Source organism: Micromonospora sp. NPDC047074, assembly GCF_040643815.1.
Lineage (GTDB): Bacteria > Actinomycetota > Actinomycetes > Mycobacteriales > Micromonosporaceae > Micromonospora.
In genome coordinates this window covers 153,711-174,973 of record NZ_JBEYVB010000002.1, presented here as the reverse complement: position 1 = coordinate 174,973, position 21,263 = coordinate 153,711, and the positions used below count along the sequence as shown (strand labels likewise).

Here is a 21,263-nt window from a genome sequence, read left to right as displayed (position 1 = left end):
CGGTGGTGATCGCCGGCGTGCTATCAAGAGGCATGCCGGCGGAAACCACTGACATCGACGACATTCACGAGCAAGCCCGACGCTGGCTCGACGACGACCCCGACCCGGCCAGCCGGGACGAGTTGCGGGCGGTCCTCGACCGGCTGCCCGCGAGCGCCCCGGAGCTGGCCGACCGGTTCGCCGGCCCGCTGACCTTCGGCACCGCCGGGCTGCGCGGCCCGCTGCGCGCCGGCCCCAACGGGATGAACCTCGCGGTGGTCACCCAGGCCGCCGCCGGGCTGGTCGGTTGGCTCGCCGCCCAGGGCGGCTCCGGCCCGCTGGTGATCGGGTACGACGCCCGGCACGGCTCCCGCCAGTTCGCCGAGCGGACGGCCCAGGTCGCCACCGGGGCGGGACGCCCGGCGCTGCTGCTGCCCCGCCCGCTGCCCACCCCCGTGCTCGCCTACGCGGTCCGGCACCTCGGGGCGGTCGCCGGGGTGATGGTGACCGCCAGCCACAACCCGCCCCAGGACAACGGCTACAAGGTCTATCTCGGCGCGGAACTGGGCGGGGCGCTCGGCGCGGGCGCCCAGATCGTGCCGCCGGCCGACGCGGGCATCGAGGCCGCGATCCGGTCGGTCGGGCCGCTGGTCGAGGTGCCGCTCGGCCCGGCCGGGCAGGTGCTCGGCGACGACCTGGCGGCCTCCTACGTGGAGCGGGCCACCGCCGTGATCGACCCGGACGGTCCGCGTGACCTGGCCGTGGCGTACACGCCGCTGCACGGGGTGGGTGCGGCGGTGCTCACCGCGGCGTTCGCCCGGGCGGGTTTCCCCGTACCCGGGGTGGTGCCCGAGCAGGCCGAGCCCGATCCGGCGTTCCCGACCGTCTCCTTCCCCAACCCCGAGGAGCCGGGGGCGGTGGACCGGCTGGTAGCGCTCGCGGAGGCGACCGGCGCGGACATCGCCATCGCCAACGACCCGGACGCGGACCGCTGCGCGGTGGCCGTCCGGGACACCGGGCCGGCGGCGAGCGCGCGCGATGCGGTGGCCGGTGCGTCGGCGGCCGACGGGAACCCGCCCGGCTGGCGGATGCTGCGCGGCGACGAGGTGGGCGTGCTGCTGGCCGACCACCTCATGCGGCGCGGCGTGACCGGCCTCTACGCCACCACGATCGTGTCGTCGTCCCTGCTGCGGGCGATGTGCGCCGCCCGGGGCCTGCCCTACGGCGAGACGCTGACCGGGTTCAAGTGGATCGTCCGGGCCGGCGACGGGTCCGAGCCGCTGGTCTTCGGCTACGAGGAGGCGCTCGGCTACTGCGTCGCCCCGGAGCACGTACGCGACAAGGACGGCATCACCGCCGCGCTGACCGTGGCCGAGTTGGCCGCCGGGCTCCGGACGCAGGGGCGTACCCTCACCGACCGGTTGGACGAGCTGGCCGCCGAGTTCGGGGTGCACCACACGGACCAGCTCTCGGTGCGGGTCGACGACCTGCGGCTGATCGCCGACGCCATGGCCCGGATCCGGGCGGAGACCCCCACCGCGCTGCTCGGGCAGCCGGTCACCGAGGCACAGGACCTGTTCCCCGAGGCGGACGTGGTGATCCTGCGCACCGGTGCCGCCCGCGTGGTGATCCGTCCCTCGGGCACCGAGCCGAAGCTCAAGGCGTACCTGGAGGTGGTGGAGCCGGTGCCGGACGGCGACGTCGCCGCGGCCCGCGCCCGCGCCACGAAGGCGATCGCCACCCTCCGCACCGAAATAGCCACCGCCCTCAACCTCTGACCGGCCCACCCCCGCCCCGCCCCGCCCTCCGTGCCCCCGCCACGCCCCGCGATCTTGCACTTTCGGCCCTCCAGATGCGCAGTTTGCGCGCTTTGCCGGGGCCAAAAGTGCAAGATCGGCGAGGGAGAGGGGGATGCCAGCGAGGGAGGGGCGGGAGGGTGGGGGTGGGTTAGCGGCGGGGGCCCAGGGCGGCGTCCACTGCGCGGCCCAGGGCGGCGACGACGAGGCCGACCGAGGGGCGGACGACGGAGTCGTCCAGGCTGACGCTGCCGGAGAAGCCGGCGCCGCCGGCGATCTCCTCCAGCCGCTGCCGGGCCTCCCGGGCCGCGTCGCCAGTCAGGCCGAGCGCCGGCTCCATCCGCAGCACCGCGACCAGGGTGGCCAGGGCGGCCGTCCGCTCGTCGGGCAGTTGCCCGTCGGCCAGCGCCTCGGCGAGCCGGCGCCGGGTGTCCGCCTCGACGGCGGGATCCACCATCGGGTAGCGGTGCACGTGGATGAAGCCCAGCTCGGTCTCCTCGACGTCCCGCACCACACCCTGGGCGCACAGGGTTTCGAGGATCTTGTCGCGCAGGCCGTGCCGCAGCCGCTGCACCCAGGACGAGGGGCTGTGCGGGGTGTCGGCGGCGATGCGGGCGAGGACCCCGTCGACGAGCGGCTCGCCGGTGGGGGTCGGGTCGACCACCGCCAGGGACCCCTCGGAGTACACGATCCGCCCGGCCAGGGCCAGTTCGATCAACACCGCGGCGGCCATTCCCAGGTCGAGGCTGATCCGCGGCATGGTCGCCTTGCCGGTCTCGTCGTCGTACGCGAGGAGAAGCAGCTCTTCGGCGAGAGCAACACCAGTCATGGCCCGGAACGGTAGCGGCTGCGCGCGTCCCACGCACGGACTAGCGCGCAGCCGCGCGGCGGACGTCAGAAGCGGGGCATGCCGCCGAACTGGCGGTCGCCGGCGTCACCGAGCCCCGGCACGATGAACATCCGGTCGTTGAGACCCTCGTCGATCGAGGCGGTGACGAGGCGCAGCGGCAGGCCGGAGCGCTCCAGCCGCTCGATGCCGACGGGCGCGGCGAGCACGCAGAGCACGGTGATGTCGGTGCAGCCCCGGTCGGCCAGCAGCCGGCAGCAGTGCTCCAGCGAGCCGCCGGTGGCGAGCATCGGGTCGAGCACCAGCACCGGCAGGCCGCTCAGGTCGCGCGGCAGCGACTCCATGTAGGCGCGCGGCTCGTACGTCTCCTCGTCGCGGGCCAGCCCGACGAAGCCCATCGAGGACTCCGGCAGCAGGCCCAGCGCGGCGTCGGCCATGCCCAGGCCGGCCCGCAGCACCGGCACGAGCAGCGGCGGGTTGGCCAGCCGGGTGCCCTCGGTGCCGGTGACGGGGGTCTGCACCGGGTACTTCTCGACGGGGAACGACCGCGCGGCCTCGTACACCAGCATGGTGGTGAGTTCGTGCAGGGCCGCCCGGAACGAGGAGGAGTCGGTGCGCGCGTCCCGCATGGCGGTCAGCCGCGACTGGGCGAGCGGATGGTCGATGACGTGTACGTCCACGATCGCTCAACCTACCGGTCCGCCCGCCCCGGCATCGGGGGTGCGGCCGGACCAGCGACCTCCCTCACCACCGACCGGCCCACACCACCGTGACCAAGATCACTCCTTGGCCGGGTGCGTAGACTTCCGTCCATGACGGCGACAGCGACGTCGGCCCGGTCGGAGCTCTCCGAGTTGGGACGATCCGAGACCGCTCTGCGGACCTTCCTGCACGGCCTTCCCGGCGTGGACCAGGTCGGCGCGGAGCAGCGAGCGGCCCAGCTCGGCACCCGCTCCATCAAGACCACCGCCAAGGCCCAGGCCATCGACCTGGCGATCCGGATGGTCGATCTGACCACGCTGGAGGGGGCCGACACCCCGGGCAAGGTGCGGGCCCTCGCGGCGAAGGCGTTGCGCCCCGACCCGGCCGACCCGTCCTGCCCGCACGTCGGCGCGGTCTGCGTCTACCCGGCGATGGTCCCGTACGTGGCCGAGGTGCTCACCGGCTCCGGCGTACACCTGGCCAGCGTGGCGACCGCCTTCCCGTCGGGCCAGGCCCCGCTGGAGGTCAAGCTCGCCGACACCCGGGCCGCCGTGGCGGCCGGCGCCGACGAGATCGACATGGTGATCAACCGGGGCGCGTTCCTGGCCGGGCGGTACAAGGAGGTCTACGACGAGATCGTGGCCACCAAGGAGGCCTGCGGGGACGCCCACCTGAAGGTAATCCTGGAGACCGGCGAGCTGGCCACGTACGACAACGTGCGCCGGGCCTCCTGGCTGGCGATGCTGGCCGGCGGCGACTTCATCAAGACCTCCACCGGCAAGGTCCCGGTCGCGGCCACCCCGCCGGTGACCCTGGTGATGCTGGAGGCGGTCCGCGACTTCCGGGCCGCCACGGGCCGGCAGGTCGGCGTGAAGCCGGCCGGCGGCATCAAGACCACCAAGGACGCCATCAAGTACCTGGTGATGGTCAACGAGACCGTCGGCGCGGACTGGCTGGACCCGGACTGGTTCCGGTTCGGCGCCTCCAGCCTGCTCAACGACCTGCTCATGCAGCGCACCAAGCTGACGACCGGCACCTACTCCGGTCCCGACTACTTCACCCTGGACTGAGAGCCGATGTTCGAATACGCACCCGCCCCCGAGTCCCGCTCGGTGGTGGACCTGAAAGCCTCCTACGGGCTCTTCGTCGACGGGAAGTTCGTCGACCCCACCGACGGCGGCAGCTTCAAGACGGTCAACCCGGCCTCCGAGGAGGTGCTCGCCGAGGTCGCCGAGGCCGGCGCGCAGGACGTCGACCGTGCCGTCCGGGCCGCCCGGAAGGCGTACGAGAAGGTCTGGGGCCCGATGCCGGGCCGGGACCGGGCCAAGTACCTGTTCCGGATCGCCCGGATCATCCAGGAGCGCTCCCGCGAGCTGGCCGTGCTGGAGTCACTCGACAACGGCAAGCCGATCAAGGAGTCCCGCGACGTCGACCTGCCCCTGGTCGCCGCGCACTTCTTCTACTACGCGGGCTGGGCCGACAAGCTCCCGCACGCGGGCTTCGGTGCGGACCCGAAGCCGCTGGGCGTGGCCGCGCAGGTCATCCCGTGGAACTTCCCGCTGCTGATGCTGGCGTGGAAGATCGCCCCGGCGCTCGCCGCCGGCAACACGGTGGTGCTGAAGCCGGCCGAGACCACCCCGCTGACCGCGCTGGTCTTCGCCGAGATCTGCCAGCAGGCCGAGCTGCCGGCCGGCGTGGTCAACATCGTCACCGGCGCCGGTGAGACCGGCCGCGCGCTGGTCGAGCACCCGGGCGTGGACAAGGTCGCCTTCACCGGCTCGACCGAGGTCGGCCGGGCCATCGCCCGCTCGGTCGCCGGCACCCGCAAGAAGCTCACCCTGGAGCTGGGCGGCAAGGCCGCCAACATCGTCTTCGACGACGCCCCGGTCGACCAGGCCGTCGAGGGCATCGTCAACGGCATCTTCTTCAACCAGGGGCACGTCTGCTGCGCCGGTTCCCGGCTGCTGGTCCAGGAGTCGGTCGCCGACCGGGTGCTCGAGTCGCTGAAGCGGCGGATGGCCCAGCTGCGGGTCGGCGACCCGCTGGACAAGAACACCGACATCGGCGCGATCAACTCGGCCGCCCAACTGGCACGCATCCGTGAGCTGTCCGAGGCCGGCGCCGCCGAGGGCGCCGAGCGCTGGTCGCCGCCGTGCGAGCTGCCGGAGCGCGGCTTCTGGTTCGCGCCGACGATCTTCACCGGGGTCACCCAGGCACACCGGATCGCCCGCGAGGAGATCTTCGGCCCGGTGCTGTCCGTGCTGACGTTCCGCACGCCGGCCGAGGCCGTCGAGAAGGCCAACAACACGCCGTACGGGCTGTCGGCCGGAATCTGGACCGACAAGGGCTCCCGGATCCTCTGGATGGCCGACCGGCTGCGCGCGGGCGTCGTCTGGGCCAACACGTTCAACAAGTTCGACCCCACCTCGCCCTTCGGCGGCTACAAGGAGTCGGGCTACGGTCGCGAGGGCGGCCGGCACGGGCTGGAGGCCTACCTCAATGTCTGAGCGGGTCGCGGTACGCAAGACGTACAAGCTCTTCATCGGCGGGAAGTTCCCGCGCAGCGAGTCGGGACGGTCGTATCTCGTGCAGGACACCAACGTGTCGCTCGCGTCTCGTAAGGACGCGCGGGACGCCGTCGTCGCCGCCCGCGCCGCCGTCAAGGGCTGGGCCGGCGCGACGGCGTACAACCGGGGCCAGATCCTCTACCGGGTCGCCGAGATGCTGGAGGGCCGGCGCGAGCAGTTCGTCGCCCTCGGCGTGCCCGGCGACGAGGTCGACGCGGCCGTGGACCGCTGGGTCTGGTACGCCGGCTGGTCCGACAAGCTCCCCCAGGTGTACGGCGGCGCCAACCCGGTCGCCGGGCCGTACTTCAACCTGTCGGCGCCCGAGCCGACCGGGGTGGTGGCCGTGGTGGCCCCGGAGTCCCCGGCGCTGCTCGGCCTGGTCAGCGTGATCGCCCCGGCGATCGTCACCGGCAACACCGTGGTGGTGGCGGCCTCGCCGACGCAGCCCCTGGCGGCGGTGACGCTGGCGGAGGTGCTCGCCACCTCCGACCTGCCCGGCGGGGTGGTGAACCTGCTCACCGGCCGGATCACCGAGACCGTGCCGACGCTGGCCGCCCACATGGACGTCAACGCCATCGACCTGACCGGGGTGGCCGACGCCGAGCTGGCGACGGATCTGGAGGTCAGGGCGGCACAGAACCTCAAGCGGGTGCTCCGGCCGGCCCCGGCCGACCACGACTGGTCCGCCGACCCGGGCCTCACCCGGATGACCGCCCTGCTGGAGACGAAGACGGTCTGGCACCCCAAGGGGGTGTGAGTCGCGCCCCGGGTGGGGTCTCCGGCACCCCGGGACCCCACCCGGACACACCCGCCACGCCACGTCCCCGCCTCGCCCGTCCCGCAAGATCGCACTACAACCGGGAAGTAGTGGCCTCGGCGCGTTTGGAGGGGACTCTTTCCTGGTTGTAGTGCGATCTTGGGCGATTCCTGGTCGGAGGCGGGGCAGGTTCGGTCGAGAGGTGCAGGCGGCGGAGGGGGCGGGTGAGGGGTCTACTACCGGGGGTAGGATTGCGGCGTGACTCGGCTTGGTGACCTCGAACGTGCGGTGATGGACGTGCTGTGGGACTCGGTCCCGGGCCCGTCGGACGGGATCACCGTGCGCGAGGTGGCCGACGCGCTGGACGGCCGCGAGCTGGCCTACACGACGGTGATGACCGTGCTGGACCGGCTCGCCGGCAAGGGCATGGTGCAGCGCGAGCGGGAGGGGCGGGCCTGGCGTTACCGGGCCGCCGCCAGCCGCGAGGCGTACATCGCCCAGCTCATGCTCGACGCCCTGGATCTCGGCGGCAGCCGGGACGCCGCGCTGGTGCGCTTCGCCCACTCGGTGACCGGCACCGAGGCCGAGGTGCTGCGCGCCGCCCTCGGCGCCGAGGCCGCCACCAACGCGCTGACCGACCGGGTCGACGCGCCGGCGGCCGACCGGGGCGCCGGCGAGGCGGCGGAGCGGTAGGGCGACGGCCGTGGCATACGCCCTGCACTTCGCCGGGTCCATGCTGGCCTGCTGGCTGACCGCACAGGTGCTGGCGCGGTCCACCTGGCCGTGGCGCAGCCCACGGGTCGCCATTGTCTGCTGGCAGGCCGTCGGGCTGGCTCTCGGCCTCTCCGCCATGGGCCTGCCGATGGCGTTGGGGCTGACCCCCTACGACCGGCCGACCGGCAGCGCGCTGGTCGCCCTGGCCACCGACCTGACCCACGACACCCTGCCCGTCGGGCTGGGCGTGCCGCAGCTGGCCGCCGTCGGGGTGGGCTTCGGCATCGGCGCGGTGCTGCTGACCACGACCATCCGCAGCATCCACGGCACCGTACGCGCCCAGCGCCGGCACCGGGACCTGCTCACCCTCGTCGCCCGCCGGGACCCGACGGTGCCCGGCGCGCTGGTGCTCGACCATCCGAGCGCGGCGGCGTACTGCCTGCCCGGGATGAGGCCCCGCGTGGTGGTCAGCGCGGGCACGCTCGACCTGCTGGACAGCGCCGAGCTGGCGGCCGTGCTCGCCCACGAGCGGGCGCACGCGCAGGAGCGGCACGACCTGGTGCTGCTGCCGTTCACCGCGCTCTGCCGGGCGCTGCCCTGGTTCGCCTGGGTCCGGGCGGCGCACGAGCGGGTCGCCCTGCTGGTCGAGATGCGGGCCGACGACAAGGCCCGGGAGGCCCACGCCGACGCCCCGCTGGCCGGCGCGCTGCGCCGGTTCGCCGCTGCCGGCAACCGGATCACCCCGACCGGTGCGCTCGGCATCGGCGAGGGGGACCTCGACGTCCGGGTGCAGCGGCTGCTGGTCGCCGACCGCCCGCCCCGGTTGCTCGGGGCCGTCGCGCTGGCCGTGGCGACCACCGTGGCGGCCCTGCCGATCTCGCTCTTCCTGAGCTGACGCGGGCTGAGGCGAGGCGTCCCACCCGCGCCAGGCCTGGGCCGGCGCCCGCCCCGAGGGCACCCCGTCACGCCAGAGCCCGGGCCAGCGCCGATCCGGGTCGCGCCCGGTCGGGCAAGTGCCCCACGAGGCACCGGGAAGTTACCGCGGCATGGATCGCGTACGGCCATGCTGGACGGAGCCGGCTCGGGCCGCGTGGGCACGACCCGCCCGGCGAAGACCTCCCCCACAGCTACTACAACCCGTCGTAGTATCTCTACGACGGGCCATAGTAGATATGTGTAGGCAATCTACGTGTAGGCTCGCTACGACAAGTGAGCCAACCGTACGGAGAGCCGGCCATGGACACCCTGCTCCTCGCCCGCCTGCAGTTCGCCACCACCACCTCCATCCATTTCCTCTTCGTGGTGGTCACCCTCGGCCTGGTCACCCTGCTGGTCTACCTCCAGACCGCCTGGGTGCTCACCAACAAGCCGGTCTACGAGCGGCTGACCCGGTTCTGGGGCCAGCTCTACGTGATCAACTACGTGCTCGGGATCGCCACCGGCATCGTGATGGAGTTCCAGTTCGGACTGAACTGGAGCGGGCTGTCGCGCTACGTCGGCAACGTCTTCGGCGCGCCGCTGGCCATCGAGACGCTTGTCGCCTTCTTCCTGGAGTCGACGTTCCTCGGCATGTGGATCTTCGGCTGGCACCGGCTCCGCCGGGGCGTCCACCTCGCCCTGCTCTGGGGCGTCGCGATCACCGCGTACGCCTCGGCGTTCTGGATCATGGTGGCCAACTCGTGGTTGCAGAATCCGGTCGGCTACGAGGTCCGCGACGGGGTGGCCCACCTCACCGACTTCTCCGCCCTGCTGGACAATCCCACCTTCCGGATGGCGTTCGGGCACGTCGTCACGGCGGCGCTGCTGGTCGGCGGGATGCTGATGGCGGCGGTCAGCGCCTGGCACCTGATCCGGCGCACCCCCGACTTCGCGCTGCACCGCAAGGGACTGCGGATCGGCCTGATCACCTCGGCGGTGGCGATCTGCTTCGTGCAGGGCTTCGGCTTCGCCCAGTTCTTCGCGATCGGCGACGTGCAGCCCACCAAGTTCGGCGACGACCCCGCCGCCGCGCCGCTGATCGCCGAATGGACCGCCCGGTTCGGCCCCGGCGACTACACGCCGCCGACCCTCGCCAACGTCGGCCTCGGCTTCATGATCCTGATCGGATTCACCCTCGGCATGCTCTGGCTGCTGCTCCCGCTGCTGTGGCGGGACTGGGCGATCCGGCTGCGCTTCCCGCTCTGGCTGGTCCTGCTCGCCCTGCCGCTGCCGTTCGTCGCGGTGATCCTCGGCTGGATCGCCCGCGAGGTCGGCCGCCAGCCCTGGGCCGCGTACGGGCTGCTGCCCGTGGACAAGGCGGTGTCGCCGGTCAGCCCGTGGCTGATGCTCGCCTCGCTGATCGGCTTCAGCCTGCTGCTCGGCACCCTGGCCGTCGCCAACTGGACGCTGATGGCCCGGCACGCCGCCCGGGGCGCGGACGACCCGGCCCTGGGCCGCCGCCCGGAACAACCGCCGGCCGACCCCCGCCCCGAGCCCGCCTTCGCCTAGGAGACGACCGTGGAACTCGCCTGGTACGCCCTGCTCGGCCTCTTCTTCGCCGCCTACCTGGTGCTCGGCGGCTACGACTACGGCGTCGGCCTGCTGCTCGCCCGGGGCGCCGACCCCGAGCGCCGCCGCGCCGCGCTGAACGCGGTCGGCCCGTTCTTCCTCGGCAACGAGGTCTGGCTGGTGGCCGCCGTCGGCATCCTGTTCGGCGCCTTCCCCCTGCTGGAGGGGGAGCTGCTGGCCGGCTTCTATCCGGCGGTGTTCGGCGCGCTGACCGGGGTGGTCCTGGTCACCGCCGGCGTGCAGTTGCGCAGCCGACCCGTTGGGCCTCGGGCCCGCGCCGGCTGGGACCGGATGGTGGTGGTCGGCAGCGTGCTCGCCGCACTCGGCTGGGGCGCCGTGCTGGCCGGGCTGCTCCAGGGCGTACCGCTGCACGCCGACGGGCACGTCGCCGGGGTGACCCACATCTTCACCCCGTTCGTGGCCGCCACCGGGCTCGCCGTCGTCGCGCTGGTCGCGGCGCACGGTGCGACATTCCTCACCCTCCGGCTGCCGGCCGCCGACGCGGCCCCGGTCGGGCAACTGGCCGGCCGGCTCGTCCCGGTGGCGCTCACCACCGTCGGCGCGGCCGCCGTCATCGGCCTGCTCTCCGCCGACGTACGCGCCGCCGCGCGGCAGCCGCTGGCGGCCGTACTGCTGCTGATTGCGCTGGTCACGGCGCTGCTGGGGGCCAGGGTGGCGCTTGCCCGGCGGCGCCCGGGGCTGGCCTTCGCCGCCACCAGCGCGGCCCTGGCGCTGCCGGTGGCGCTGGTCGGCGCGACCATCTGGCCCTACGCGCTGGTCTCCACGGTCGATCCGGGCGCGTCCCTGACCGTGGCCGACGCGGCAGCCAGCGCCCCCACGCTGCGGCTACTGGGCTGGCTGACGCTGCCGCTCCTGCCGGCCCTACTAGGCTTTCAGGCGATGTGCTGGTGGGTGTTCCGGGGACGGACCGACGGCAGGGCACCGGTGTACTGGTGAACCGCCGTCCCTTCGACCCGCGTCTGCTGCGCCGGGTCCCGGGGGCCCGGCGCGATTTCGCCGTGCTCGCGCTGCTCGGCGTGCTGGCCGCGGGGCTGGTCGTCGCGCAGGCCACCGCGCTGGCCGCGCTGCTGGCGACCGGGTTCGAAGGGCGGCTCGACCGGCCGGCGCTGGCCGGCTTCGCCGCCGCGGTGGCCGCCCGCTCGCTGCTGGTCTGGGCGCAGGGCACGGTGTCGGCGCGGGTCGCGGCGACGGTCAAGGCGGCGCTGCGCGCGGACCTGCTGGCCGCGGTCGGCCGGCACGGCCCGGCCTGGGTCGCCGGCCAGCGCGCCGGGCAGCTCGCCACGCTGACCGGGCGGGGGCTGGACGCGCTCGACGCCTACTTCACCGGCTACCTGCCGCAGCTGGTGCTCAGCGTCACCGTGCCGGTCGCCGTACTGGCCCGGATCTTCGTCGCCGACTGGGGCTCGGCGCTGATCATCGCGGCCACCCTGCCGCTGATCCCGATCTTCGGCGCGCTGCTCGGCTGGCAGGCGCAGGCCGCCACGGAGCGGCAGTGGCGGCGGCTCTCCCTGCTCGGCGGGCACTTCCTCGACATGGTCGCCGGGCTGCCCACGCTGCGCGCGTTCGGCCGGGCCCGGGCGCAGACCGACGTGGTCCGCCGGATGGCCGACGGCCACCGGGTGGCGACCATGAAGACCCTGCGGATCGCGTTCCTCTCCGCCCTGGTGCTGGAGCTGGTGGCCACCCTCTCGGTGGCGCTGGTCGCCGTCCCGGTGGGCATCCGGCTGCTCGGCGGCGGGCTGACCCTCCAGACCGCGCTGCTGGTGCTGCTGCTCACCCCGGAGGCTTACCTCCCGCTGCGGGCCGCCGGTGCCCGCTTCCACGCCAGCATGGAGGGCCTCAGCGCGTTGGACGAGGCGCTCACCCTGTCGGCCGGCGCCCCCGCTCCGGCGGCGCGCGACCGGGCCGCCGCGGCCCCCGACGGCCGCGGCGAGATCCGCTTCGAGGCGGTGACCGTGGCGTACGAACGCACCACCGCCCTGCGCGACGTCACGCTGACCATCCGGCCGGGCGAGCGCGTCGCCGTGATCGGGCCCAGCGGCGCCGGCAAGAGCACCCTGCTCGGCCTGCTGCTCGGCTTCGTCACCCCGACCACCGGCCGGGTCACCGTGGGCGGGGTGGACCTGGCCGACGCCGACCCGGAGGGCTGGCGCCGCCAGGTGGCCTGGGTGCCGCAGCGGGCCCACCTCTTCGCCGCCTCGCTGGCCGACAACATCCGGCTCGGCGCGCCCGACACGCCGGACGCCGCGCTCGCCCCGGCGGTCCGCGACGCCGCCCTGGACGACGTGGTCGCCGGGCTGCCCGACGGGCTCGCCACCGTGCTCGGCGAGCGCGGGCACGGCCTGTCCAGCGGGCAGCGGCAGCGGGTCGCGCTGGCCCGCGCGTTCCTGCGGGACGCGCCCGTGGTGCTGCTCGACGAGCCGACCGCCCGGCTCGACACCGCCGCCGAGGCGGTGGTCCTCGACGCCACCCGCCGGCTGGTGGCCGGGCGGACGGCGCTGCTGGTGGCGCACCGGCCGGCGCTGCTCGCCGACGCCGACCGGATCCTGCGGATCGAGGACGGCCGGGTCACCGAGCTGACGCCCGCGACGGCCGGGAAGGCGCCCCGATGAACGAGCATGACGCCCAGCCCGACGGCGCGGTGCAGCAGGCCCGCGACGAGCGGGTGCCGTCCGGCAGCCGGCCCGCGCCGGGCCGCACCGGCTCCCCCGAGCGGGCCGTGCTGCGGCTGGCCCGGCCCTACCTGAAGCGGCTGCTCGGCGCGGGGCTGCTCGCCGCCGCCACCGAGTTCGCCGCCCTCGCCCTGATGGCCACCGCTACCTGGCTGCTGATGAGCGCCGCCGGCCGCCCTCCGCTGGATCGCCTCACGGTGGCGATCGTCGCGGTCCGGGCGCTGGCGATCGGGCGGGGCGTGCTCCGCTACACCGAACGGCTCGCCGGGCACGACGCCGTGCTGCGGCTGATCACCGACGTCCGGGCCCGGGTCTTCGGCACCCTCGCCGCCCGGTCGGCGGCACGGCAGCGCTCCGGCGACGCGCTGAGCCGGCTCGTCTCCGACGTGGAGGCGGTCCAGGACCTGCTGCTGCGGGTGCTGGTGCCGGCCTCGGCGGCGGCGCTGGTCAGCGTGGTCGCGATCGGCGGGGCGGCGCTGATGTCGCCGGCCGCCGCCGGGGTGCTCGTCGTCGGGCTACTGGTCGCCGGGATCGCGCTACCTGCCCTGGCCACCGCGCTGACCCGGCGCGCCGCCGCCGAGCTGGCGCCGCTGCGCGGCGCGCTCGCCTCCGACGCGGTCGACCTCACCCACGGCGCCGCCGACCTGGCCGCGTTCGGCGCCACCGGGCAGGCGCTGGCGGCGGCCGACACCCGCGCCCGGCGGCTGGCCCGGTTGGAGCGGCGGCTCGCCGCCACCGGCTTCGCGGTCGACGCGGCGGGGGTGCTCGTGGCCGGGCTGACCGCCGGCGCGGTGGTGCTCGCCGCGCTCGCCGACGACGTGGACGGGGTGCTGGTCGGCGTCCTGGCGGTCGGCACGATCGCCGCCGTGGAGATCGCGCTGGCGCTGGTCGGGGCCGCCCGCCAGTGGACCCAGCTCCGGACGGGCCTGTCCCGGGTGGCGACCCTGCTGGACGCCCCGGCCGCGCCGGCCGCCGCCGACGGCGCCCAGGTCGGCCCCGGGCCGCACGACGTGCGGTTCGAGGACGTGACCGTGCGGTACCGGGAGGGCGCCCCGCCCGCCCTCGACAGGTTCAGCCTGGACCTGCCGCCCGGCCGCCGGGTCGCGGTGGTCGGGCCCAGCGGTGCCGGCAAGAGCACGCTGGCGGCCGTCCTCACCGGCGCGGTGCGCCCCACACACGGTCGGGTCCGCCTGGACGGGCGGGAGTTGTCGGCGTACCGGGTCGAGGAGTTGCCCCGGGCGGTCGGCGGGCTGCTCGCCGAGGCGTACGTCTTCCACGCCTCGGTGCGGGAGAACCTGCTGCTCGGGCGGCCCGGCGCCGACGACGACGAGCTGGTGGCGGCGACCGCTGCTGCCGGGCTGCTGGACTGGGTACGCGAGCAGCCGGACGGCTGGGACACCGTGGTCGGCGAGGAGGGCGGCCAGCTCTCCGGCGGCCAGCGGCAGCGGCTCGCGCTGGCCCGGGCGCTGCTCGCGGCCCCGGGCGTGCTGGTGCTCGACGAGCCGACCGAAGGGCTCGACCCCGCCGCCGCCGACGCGGTGCTCGCCTCCACGCTGGCGGCCACCCCGGCCGGACACTCCGTGCTGCTGATCAGCCACCGGCTCAGCGGGCTGGCCGAGCTCGACGAGATCGTGGTGCTGGACGCGGGCCGGGTGGCCCAGCGCGGCCGGCACGCCGAGCTGGTCGCGACCCCCGGCTGGTACCGGGACCAGTGGCTGATCCAGGAGGCGGCCGAACGCGGATACCTCGCGCTGCACCCCTGATCGCCGCCCGGCCCCGCCCGCCCGCCACCTCCGGGTCGGGCCAGGGTTCTCCCCGACGACGTCCGGCGGCGGCCCGTGACAGGGTGGGGGCCATGCGGGGTACGAACGACGCCACCATGGTGGAGGAGCGGCTGCGGGAGCTGGACGTGCGGCTGCGGGGGCCGCGCCGGCTGAAGTCGGACCTGCTGACCGAGGCGCGGCACGGGCTGCTGGACGCCGTCGACGCGTACCAGGAGGGCGGCCTGCCGGCGGTGGAGGCGCAGCGCCGGGCGGTCGCCGAGTTCGGTTCGCCGGCCCAGCTCGTCCCCGCCTACCAGGCGGAGCTGGCGGTCGGTGCGCTGCGTGGGCTGTCGTCGCGGGTCGTCGTGCTGGCCGCGGTGGGGCTGGTCGCCGGCGACCTCACCTGGCAGGGAGCGAGCTGGAGCACTGGCGGCCGGCCACCCGGCGCCTACCTGCTCCTGTCGGCTTCGATGGACTGGCTCTGGGCGACGCTGTTCGTGCTCGGCGCGGCCGGGGTGCTGCTGGCCGGGGGCGGCCGGTGGGCGCCGCGCGGCGCCGCCGCCGGTCGGGCCGTGGGGACCGCCCTGACCGGGGTCCTCGCCCTCGCCGTGCTGACCGGCTCGGCCCTCTTCGCGTGGTCGATCGGCCTGTGGGAGGCCGCGCTCACCTGGCCGCCGATGATCGTAGGCATGGTGCTGGCCGCCGCCGGTCATCTCTGGCTCGGCCGGGCCGCGCGCACCTGGCTGCTCGCCGCCCGCTGACCCGCGCACCGGGCTTCTGCCCCGCGTGCCCGCCCGCTGTCCGGACGCCCGCCACCATCCGGCCTGCCCGGTCTGCATCAGGCCGGCGTCCGGACAGCGGGCGGCGTCAGGCCGGCGCGGTCGGCGGGGCGTCGGTGCCGAGGAACCGGCCGACGGTGGAGCTGAACTCGCGCCATCCGGACCGTTCCCCGGCCAGCGCGCGCCGTCCCTCGTCGGTGAGGTGGTACGTCCGCCGTTCCCGTCCGTTGACCGTGCTCCAGGTGCTGGCGACGTGGCCGGCCCGCTCCAACCGGCGCAGCGCGGGATAGATGGTGCCGGTGGGCAGGTCGAGCTGGCCGTCGCTGCGGGCGCGCAGCGCCTCGATGATCGCGTAGCCGTGCAGCGAGCCCTGCTCGAGCACCGCGAGCAGCAGCGCGTCGAGGTGTCCGTGCAGCGCCTGGGCCTTCATGTGTAGCAAGGCTACTTGTCAGCGCCCCGGGACGCCACCGGGGTGCGGGCACGGGCTCCCGGAGACGCCCACTAGGGTATGTGCCCAGAGTCACTCGTCGGCGGTGCGTGCCGACGGGTGGGCAACCCGAAGCACACGGAGGTCAGCGTGGCCCGTCAGTCGCCCCAACGGCCCGACGCCGACGAGCCCGAGCTCGACGACACGAGCGGGCCCGAGCTCGACGACACCGACGTTCCGGCCGAGCCCGGCAGCGCAACCGTATCGGCCGAGGCCGCCCGCGCCCTCTGGGACGAGCTGCGGATCGACCCGGTGGAGATCGCGCTGCCCGCCGGCACCGGCTACACGCTGCGGGCGTACCGGCCGGCGAAGGAGCTGACCCCGACCGACGTCGTCGAGCGCGACCAGGACGACCCGTTCCTGGCCCGCCGCCAGGTGGTGGAGGAGGACGAGGACGACGACGAGACCGTCGTCATCCTCGACGAGGACGTCGCGCAGGAGTTCGCCGAGAGCGACGAGGATGAGGCCAAGGGCCGCCGCCGCGATGCGACCGGGAAGGACGCCGACTCCGAGGACGCCGCCAAGGAGGAAGAGGACGACGAGGACGAGGCCGGCGACGAGGAGGTCCCGGTCTTCCTGACCCACCGCGGGAAGCTGCTGATCTTCAAGACGCCCGAGTCGCTGGTCAGCTTCATCCGCTCCGGCGCGCCGAACGACCTGGCCCAGCTAGACAGCTGGAATGAATTGGCCGAACGGGTGGAACCGGCCGACATCGCGCCGCTCGACGAGGACATCTACGAGCTCGACCTGGTGGTGGAGAACCTGCGCGGCGGGCACGACACCTGGGACCCGACGCTGCTCATCGAGGCCGGCGAGGTGGCCCGCGACCTGGCGTACGCGCTGCGGCTGCCGGCGGTGCTGGACATGCTCTCCGCCGGCTCCAGCCTCGATGACCTGGACGAAGCGCTGCGCGCCACGGTCGACGGCGGCGTCGGCGGGTTCTTCGGCCGGCGGCGGTTGAAGAAAATCGGGGCACAGACCGCAAGTCTCGGGTGGCGCACCATTGTCGGCAAGATCTCTGCGGTAGTGGACTGGCGCGACTGACCCTTTACGGGGAGCATCAGTCTCTGGCAGTGAAAGCCTTGTGACCCGGGAGGAGGACGACGCCGTGGCGCTCGTGCGCGTGTACTGCGGTCTGGCCTCGGCGGATCCGGCCGACCGACCGGCCTCGGCCGGTTCGACGCTGACGTCCGCTGTGGTCGACGACGCAGGCCGTCTGCTGAATGTCTGCGAGATCGGCGACGACCCGGCTGGCTACGCCCAGCTCGTCGCGCTGCTCGTGGAGCGGTCGGGCGGGCCGAGCGGTGCGGCCATCGCCGCCGACAGCGACGACCACACGGTCACCTCGCTGCTCAGCGCCGCCGGTCGGCCCCTGGCGATCGCCGACGACGACTCGGTCGACGACTTCGCCGAGCGCTTCGCCGACGACGACTCCATCGAGGAGATGCAGTCACCCCAGGCCGAGCGGCGCGCCGTCGGCCTGGCCCGTGCCCTCCAGGCCGGCGCCCTCTCCGCCGTCACCATCCCGGCCCCCCGGGATCTCGCCGGCTACAAGCAGGTTCTCGCCGCGCACGCCGCCCTGGCCAGCGGCCGGCACTCCGCCGCCGTCGCGCTGCGGGAGGTGCTCCGCGAGCTCTACCCGGCCGCGCTCCGCGCGTACCCGGACCCGGCCGAGCGGGTCTCGCTGGCCGTGCTGGACGCGCTGCCCGAGCCCGGCATGCTGAGCGGCACCGTGGGGCGCGGTAGCGAGGCCCCGGTCGCCGCCGACGCGGTCGTGGCGCGCCTCGCCGCTGACGGCGTCGGCGAGGCCGACGAGCTCGCCGACGCGGTGACCGCCCTGCGGGTGGCCATCAGCGAGACGCCCCGACGCGCCGCCGTCAACCGCGCACTCACCTCCGCCGTGGCGGAGACCGTCCGGCAGGCGGTCGCCTCCGTCCGGGCCTGCGACGCCGGCTGCGAGGCTCTGGTCGGCGCGCTCAACGACCGGATCGGCACGCCCGCACCGGCCCGTCGCGCCGCCGCCCGTCACGGCGGGCCGGCCGACGACCCGTCCGCTCTCGCGCCCACCGGCGCCGGCCTGCGTGACATCCGGCCCGCCGAGCCCGAGCCGGCCCCCGCCGGTGGTGGCCGCCGCAGCCTGCCCGAGCCGGCCCCCGCCGGTGGTGGCCGCCGCAGCCTGCCCGAGCCGGCCCCGGTCGGTGCTGGCCGCCGTAGCCTGCCCGAGCCGGTCTCCGGGCCGACTCCGCCCCCGGTGCCCCGGCCGCTCGGCCCGCCGCCGGTCGCACCGGCCCCCGTCACTCCGCCTCCGGTCGCGCCGGCACCGGTGCTGCCGGCGGCGGTGGCCGGTCCCCCGGTCTCCGCGCCCCCCGCTCAACCCGGGTCGCTGCCGAGCCGGATCGACGGGCCGACCAACCGCCCGGTGTCCGCGCCGCCGCCTCCGCCGCCGGGCATGACCCCCATCGCTCCGGCCCAGCGGAGCACCGTGCCGCCGGCCGAGCAGGGCGAGCCGTTCCGCCCGACCCTGACCACCGCGGCGATCCAGAGCGCCCGCGCCGAACGCCAGCGCACCGTGATCCCGCCCCGTCCCAAGACCAACGGCGGGTCGGCCGCGCCCACGGGTGGCTTCAGCGCCACCGACCTCAGCGTGCCCGTGCCCACGCCGCGCCCCGGCCAGGATCCCGGCGCCCACGGGCCCCGGGCCGAGGCCGCCCCGGGCTCCCGGGCCAACTGGCCGCTGGTCAACAACCCGGAGGACCCCGCCGACAGCTCCGCCAACAACCCGGTCGTCGGCTCCTACAGCGAGCGTGGCGGTCGGGGCGTCGACGCCCCGACCGATCCGGGCGGCGAGCGTCGGGTCACCCCGCCCTGGCTGGCCGACGACCTGCCGCAGGAACCTCCGGTGCTGCGGCTGGTCGAGCCGCCGCCGCTGGCCGACCGCGCGCTGCGCGGCGGTCCGGCACCGGGCACCGATTCGCAGGCGGAGACGCCCCCGCTGCGGCTGGTCGACCGCGGGGACGCCAGCGTTCTCGGGCGGCCCGCCCTCCGCGACGAGCGGCCCGCCCTCCGCGACGAGCGGCCCGCCCTCCGGGACGAGCGGCCGGTGGCCGAACACCGGCCGGCACCCCCGGTGGAGCGGCGGCCGCCGCCCGTGTCCGACGAGGGCGACGGCGACCTGCTGATCTTCGCCCAGGCCAAGTCCGCCTGGTTCGTGGGGCACGACGACGACTCCGACCTCGAATGGTCCAGCACGGCCGACACCGGCTGGCAGGCGGCCGAGCAGGCGGCCCGCCCGGCGGTGGGCGCCGAGACCCCGGCCGGGCTGCCAAAGCGGGTCCCCCAGGCCAATCTGGTTCCCGGTTCACCGCTACGGGACGAGCGGCCACTGCGGATCGTCCGCGACGCGGCGAGCCTCGCCGAGAACACCACCGGCTACTTCCGCGGCTGGCGCCGTGGACAGGAGATCGGCGGGTTCGCGGTCGGCGGCCGGCCCGGCCGTGAGGCCGCCGGCGGCTGGGACTTCAGCCGCGACACCGGCGACCGCGACGACGACCGCGAGTACGAGTACCGCTCTGCGGGCTACCGTTCCTGACCGCCGACAAACCGCCTCCCACCTGCGTGTTCCTGCCCACACCCGGATAATTTGACGTCGGGTCGCGGCGGCCGGAAGCATACCGGCGGGACAGCCGGCGGCAGGGGTCGCCGGCTGGGAAGGCGACTCATGGCGACATCGGCAACCGGCTCCTCCGCACTCACCCGCCGTGGCCTGCTGGCCGCGGCGGCGGGCACGCTCCTGCTGAGCGCCTGCGGACGGGGGGACGCCGGCGAGGGCGATCCCGGCGGGACGGTCGCGCCGGAGGGCCAGGGCCTGCTGATCGGGGCCAGCCTGGAGCTGACCGGTCCCAGTGCCGCGCTCGGGGTGCCCCAACGTCGGGCACTCGAGATCACCCTCGAGTCGCTCAATACCAGGGGCGTACCGATCGGCAACCTCCGCCGCCCCGTACGCCTCGAGGTGCGGGACAACACGGGTGATCCGGCGCTGGCGGCCCGGCAGGCCACCGAGCTGGCCCGCGAGGCCGGCGTGCACGCCCTGCTCGGCGGAACCGTGGCCGAGACCTCGATGGCCATGGTCGGGGTGGCGCAGACGGAACGGGTGCCGTTCCTCTCGCTCGCCTTCGGCGACGGGATCGTGCTGCCGTTGGCGCGGCGGACGTACGTGTACAAGTTGACCCCGGACGCGGGCGACATGGCCCGGCGGCTCGCCCGGCTGATCGCCTCGCAGCAGCTGTCCCGGGTGGCGCTGCTGGCCGCGAACGGCCTGCACGGGGACTCCGGCGTCCGGGCGATGACGGGGGCCCTGCGTACGGCCGGGGTGACGCTGGCGGCCAACGCCCGACTGCCGCGCACCGGCGAGGATCCCCGTCGGGCGGTACGGACGGCGACCGCCTCCCGCCCCGACGGGGTGGTGGTGTGGGCGACCGCCCCGGACTCGGCGGCCGTCGTCGGTGCGTTGCGGCGGGCCGGCTACGACGGGCCGGTGTTCCTCGACGCGGGCGCGGTCACCGAGCAGACCCTGGAGGGCGGGAACGCGGCCGTCATGGAGGGCGTGTACGCCGTCCACCCGACCTCGCTGGGCGGCGCGATGCTCGCCAACACCACCATGTCGGCGCTGGATCGCAAGGAGTTCGTCTACCGCTACGTGCAACTGCACGGCGGATTCAACGGCTTCGCCCCGTACGCGTCGGACGCGGTGCAGTTGATCGCCGACGCCGCGCGGCTCTCCACGAGCGTCGACCGTGGCCGGCTCCGGGCCTTCCTCCAGAACCAGGTCACCGAGGGGATGGCGGGGATGTACTCCTTCGCGCCCATCCGGCACGGTGGCATGGACCAGGGCTCGCTGGGCATCTACACCGTCAACGCGGGCGCCTGGACGCGGGTGTCCTGACTCCCGCGCCGGCAGGCGCGGCCCGGTGCCGTGACGCGGGCAGCGGCGAGAGCCCGGTGTCGGCCGAAGCCGTCCACCGGGCGCTCGCCGCGTCGATCAGGCCGGCGCCACGGCGCGCGAGCGCCGCATGGTGAGCACGTACTCGACCAGCGAGATCAGCACGTGCTTCGTCGACTCCCGGTTACGGGCGTCGCAGGCCACGACCGGCACGTCAACGGGAATCGCGAGCGCGTCCCGGACGTCCTGCGGGTCGTGGTACTGCATCCCGTCGAAGCAGTTGATGGCCACCAGGTACGGCAGCCGCCGGTGCTCGAAGAAGTCGATCGCCGCGAAGCAGTCGGCCAGCCGGCGGGTGTCCACCAGCACGACCGCGCCGATCGCGCCGCGGACCAACTCGTCCCACATGAACCAGAACCGGGTCTGGCCCGGCGTACCGAACAGGTACAGGATCAGGTCACGGTCGATCGAGATGCGGCCGAAGTCCATCGCCACCGTGGTCGTCGTCTTGCCCGGCACCTGCCGGGTGTCGTCGACGCCCACGCCGGCGGAGGTCATGATGGCCTCGGTCGTCAGCGGCGTGATCTCCGAGACCGAGCCGACCAGCGTCGTCTTGCCGACGCCGAATCCCCCGGCGATAACGATCTTCGCCGACGTCACGCGCCCACTCGGGGTCGGCGGGCGGTGCGACAT

General features: G+C 74.8%; 18 protein-coding genes. 14 read left to right on the top strand and 4 right to left on the bottom strand.

Annotated elements, in window-relative coordinates; translation table 11 throughout:
• Positions 1-32: 32 nt before the first annotated feature.
• Positions 33-1,757 carry a phospho-sugar mutase gene (locus ABZ809_RS04505; protein WP_357560994.1) on the top strand — a complete coding sequence of 575 codons (1,725 nt, stop codon included), beginning with the start codon at positions 33-35 and terminating at the stop codon, positions 1,755-1,757.
• Between the two features lie 169 nt (positions 1,758-1,926).
• Here ABZ809_RS04505 and ABZ809_RS04500 read toward each other — a convergent pair whose 3' ends face one another.
• On the bottom strand, positions 1,927-2,604 hold the full coding sequence (locus ABZ809_RS04500) for a GPP34 family phosphoprotein (protein WP_357560993.1): 678 nt from the start codon (positions 2,602-2,604) through the stop codon (positions 1,927-1,929).
• Between the two features lie 65 nt (positions 2,605-2,669).
• A complete protein-coding gene (gene upp, locus ABZ809_RS04495; RefSeq protein ID WP_089002050.1) occupies positions 2,670-3,302 on the bottom strand; it encodes a uracil phosphoribosyltransferase in 633 nt (210 codons plus the stop codon).
• A gap of 132 nt (positions 3,303-3,434) precedes the next feature.
• Here upp and deoC point away from each other — a divergent pair, with 132 nt between their 5' ends.
• From deoC to ABZ809_RS04445, 10 genes are all read left to right on the top strand, one after another.
• Positions 3,435-4,394 carry a deoxyribose-phosphate aldolase gene (deoC, locus tag ABZ809_RS04490; protein ID WP_357560992.1) on the top strand — a complete coding sequence of 320 codons (960 nt, stop codon included), beginning with the start codon at positions 3,435-3,437 and terminating at the stop codon, positions 4,392-4,394.
• A 6-nt stretch (positions 4,395-4,400) separates the two neighbouring features.
• Positions 4,401-5,831: an aldehyde dehydrogenase family protein gene (locus tag ABZ809_RS04485; RefSeq protein ID WP_357560991.1), complete on the top strand. Its 1,431-nt coding sequence runs from the start codon at positions 4,401-4,403 to the stop codon at positions 5,829-5,831.
• Positions 5,824-6,648 (top strand): aldehyde dehydrogenase family protein, encoded by an 825-nt coding sequence (locus ABZ809_RS04480; RefSeq protein WP_357560990.1) that lies wholly within the window; start codon positions 5,824-5,826, stop codon positions 6,646-6,648. Before ABZ809_RS04485 ends, ABZ809_RS04480 begins: the two co-directional genes overlap by 8 nt.
• A gap of 258 nt (positions 6,649-6,906) precedes the next feature.
• On the top strand, positions 6,907-7,341 hold the full coding sequence (locus ABZ809_RS04475) for a BlaI/MecI/CopY family transcriptional regulator (protein ID WP_357560989.1): 435 nt from the start codon (positions 6,907-6,909) through the stop codon (positions 7,339-7,341).
• A gap of 10 nt (positions 7,342-7,351) precedes the next feature.
• Positions 7,352-8,257: a M56 family metallopeptidase gene (locus tag ABZ809_RS04470; RefSeq protein ID WP_357560988.1), complete on the top strand. Its 906-nt coding sequence runs from the start codon at positions 7,352-7,354 to the stop codon at positions 8,255-8,257.
• Positions 8,258-8,598: 341 nt separating this feature from the next.
• A complete protein-coding gene (locus ABZ809_RS04465; RefSeq protein ID WP_357560987.1) occupies positions 8,599-9,849 on the top strand; it encodes a cytochrome ubiquinol oxidase subunit I in 1,251 nt (416 codons plus the stop codon).
• A 9-nt stretch (positions 9,850-9,858) separates the two neighbouring features.
• Positions 9,859-10,866, top strand: coding sequence for a cytochrome d ubiquinol oxidase subunit II (locus ABZ809_RS04460; protein WP_357560986.1), 1,008 nt, complete (start codon positions 9,859-9,861; stop codon positions 10,864-10,866).
• Positions 10,863-12,542: a thiol reductant ABC exporter subunit CydD gene (cydD, locus tag ABZ809_RS04455; protein ID WP_357560985.1), complete on the top strand. Its 1,680-nt coding sequence runs from the start codon at positions 10,863-10,865 to the stop codon at positions 12,540-12,542. The genes ABZ809_RS04460 and cydD overlap by 4 nt, the downstream gene beginning before the upstream one ends.
• Positions 12,539-14,365, top strand: coding sequence for a thiol reductant ABC exporter subunit CydC (gene cydC, locus ABZ809_RS04450; RefSeq protein WP_357560984.1), 1,827 nt, complete (start codon positions 12,539-12,541; stop codon positions 14,363-14,365). The genes cydD and cydC overlap by 4 nt, the downstream gene beginning before the upstream one ends.
• Positions 14,366-14,457: 92 nt before the next feature.
• Positions 14,458-15,126, top strand: coding sequence for a permease prefix domain 1-containing protein (locus tag ABZ809_RS04445; protein ID WP_357560983.1), 669 nt, complete (start codon positions 14,458-14,460; stop codon positions 15,124-15,126).
• A 106-nt stretch (positions 15,127-15,232) separates the two neighbouring features.
• Here ABZ809_RS04445 and ABZ809_RS04440 read toward each other — a convergent pair whose 3' ends face one another.
• On the bottom strand, positions 15,233-15,574 hold the full coding sequence (locus ABZ809_RS04440) for a helix-turn-helix transcriptional regulator (protein ID WP_357560982.1): 342 nt from the start codon (positions 15,572-15,574) through the stop codon (positions 15,233-15,235).
• Positions 15,575-15,691: 117 nt separating this feature from the next.
• On the opposite strand from ABZ809_RS04440, the gene ABZ809_RS04435 reads away from it, so the two are divergent.
• The 3 genes from ABZ809_RS04435 (at position 15,692) to ABZ809_RS04425 (ending at position 20,573) form a co-directional block, all read left to right on the top strand.
• Complete coding sequence (locus tag ABZ809_RS04435) at positions 15,692-16,675, top strand: DNA primase (RefSeq protein ID WP_357560981.1); 984 nt, start codon at positions 15,692-15,694, stop codon at positions 16,673-16,675.
• A gap of 40 nt (positions 16,676-16,715) precedes the next feature.
• On the top strand, positions 16,716-19,220 hold the full coding sequence (locus ABZ809_RS04430) for a transposase (protein WP_357560980.1): 2,505 nt from the start codon (positions 16,716-16,718) through the stop codon (positions 19,218-19,220).
• Between the two features lie 129 nt (positions 19,221-19,349).
• The gene (locus ABZ809_RS04425) at positions 19,350-20,573 is read left to right on the top strand and encodes an ABC transporter substrate-binding protein (protein ID WP_357560979.1); all 1,224 of its coding nucleotides are present in this window, start codon (positions 19,350-19,352) and stop codon (positions 20,571-20,573) included.
• 96 nt (positions 20,574-20,669) lie between these two features.
• Here the strand turns inward: ABZ809_RS04425 and ABZ809_RS04420 are convergent, their stop codons facing one another.
• Positions 20,670-21,263: an ATP/GTP-binding protein gene (locus ABZ809_RS04420; protein WP_091083299.1), complete on the bottom strand. Its 594-nt coding sequence runs from the start codon at positions 21,261-21,263 to the stop codon at positions 20,670-20,672.

Bases quoted from the DNA above. Each gene is read 5' to 3' on its own strand.
- ABZ809_RS04505 (WP_357560994.1), top strand. From the start codon at position 33: ATGCCGGCGGAAACCACTGACATCGACGACATTCACGAGCAAGCCCGA.
- ABZ809_RS04500 (WP_357560993.1), bottom strand. From the start codon at position 2,604: ATGACTGGTGTTGCTCTCGCCGAAGAGCTGCTTCTCCTCGCGTACGAC.
- deoC (WP_357560992.1), top strand. From the start codon at position 3,435: ATGACGGCGACAGCGACGTCGGCCCGGTCGGAGCTCTCCGAGTTGGGA.
- ABZ809_RS04485 (WP_357560991.1), top strand. From the start codon at position 4,401: ATGTTCGAATACGCACCCGCCCCCGAGTCCCGCTCGGTGGTGGACCTG.
- ABZ809_RS04480 (WP_357560990.1), top strand. From the start codon at position 5,824: ATGTCTGAGCGGGTCGCGGTACGCAAGACGTACAAGCTCTTCATCGGC.
- ABZ809_RS04465 (WP_357560987.1), top strand. From the start codon at position 8,599: ATGGACACCCTGCTCCTCGCCCGCCTGCAGTTCGCCACCACCACCTCC.
- cydC (WP_357560984.1), top strand. From the start codon at position 12,539: ATGAACGAGCATGACGCCCAGCCCGACGGCGCGGTGCAGCAGGCCCGC.
- ABZ809_RS04445 (WP_357560983.1), top strand. From the start codon at position 14,458: ATGCGGGGTACGAACGACGCCACCATGGTGGAGGAGCGGCTGCGGGAG.
- ABZ809_RS04440 (WP_357560982.1), bottom strand. From the start codon at position 15,574: ATGAAGGCCCAGGCGCTGCACGGACACCTCGACGCGCTGCTGCTCGCG.
- ABZ809_RS04425 (WP_357560979.1), top strand. From the start codon at position 19,350: ATGGCGACATCGGCAACCGGCTCCTCCGCACTCACCCGCCGTGGCCTG.
- ABZ809_RS04420 (WP_091083299.1), bottom strand. From the start codon at position 21,263: ATGTCGCACCGCCCGCCGACCCCGAGTGGGCGCGTGACGTCGGCGAAG.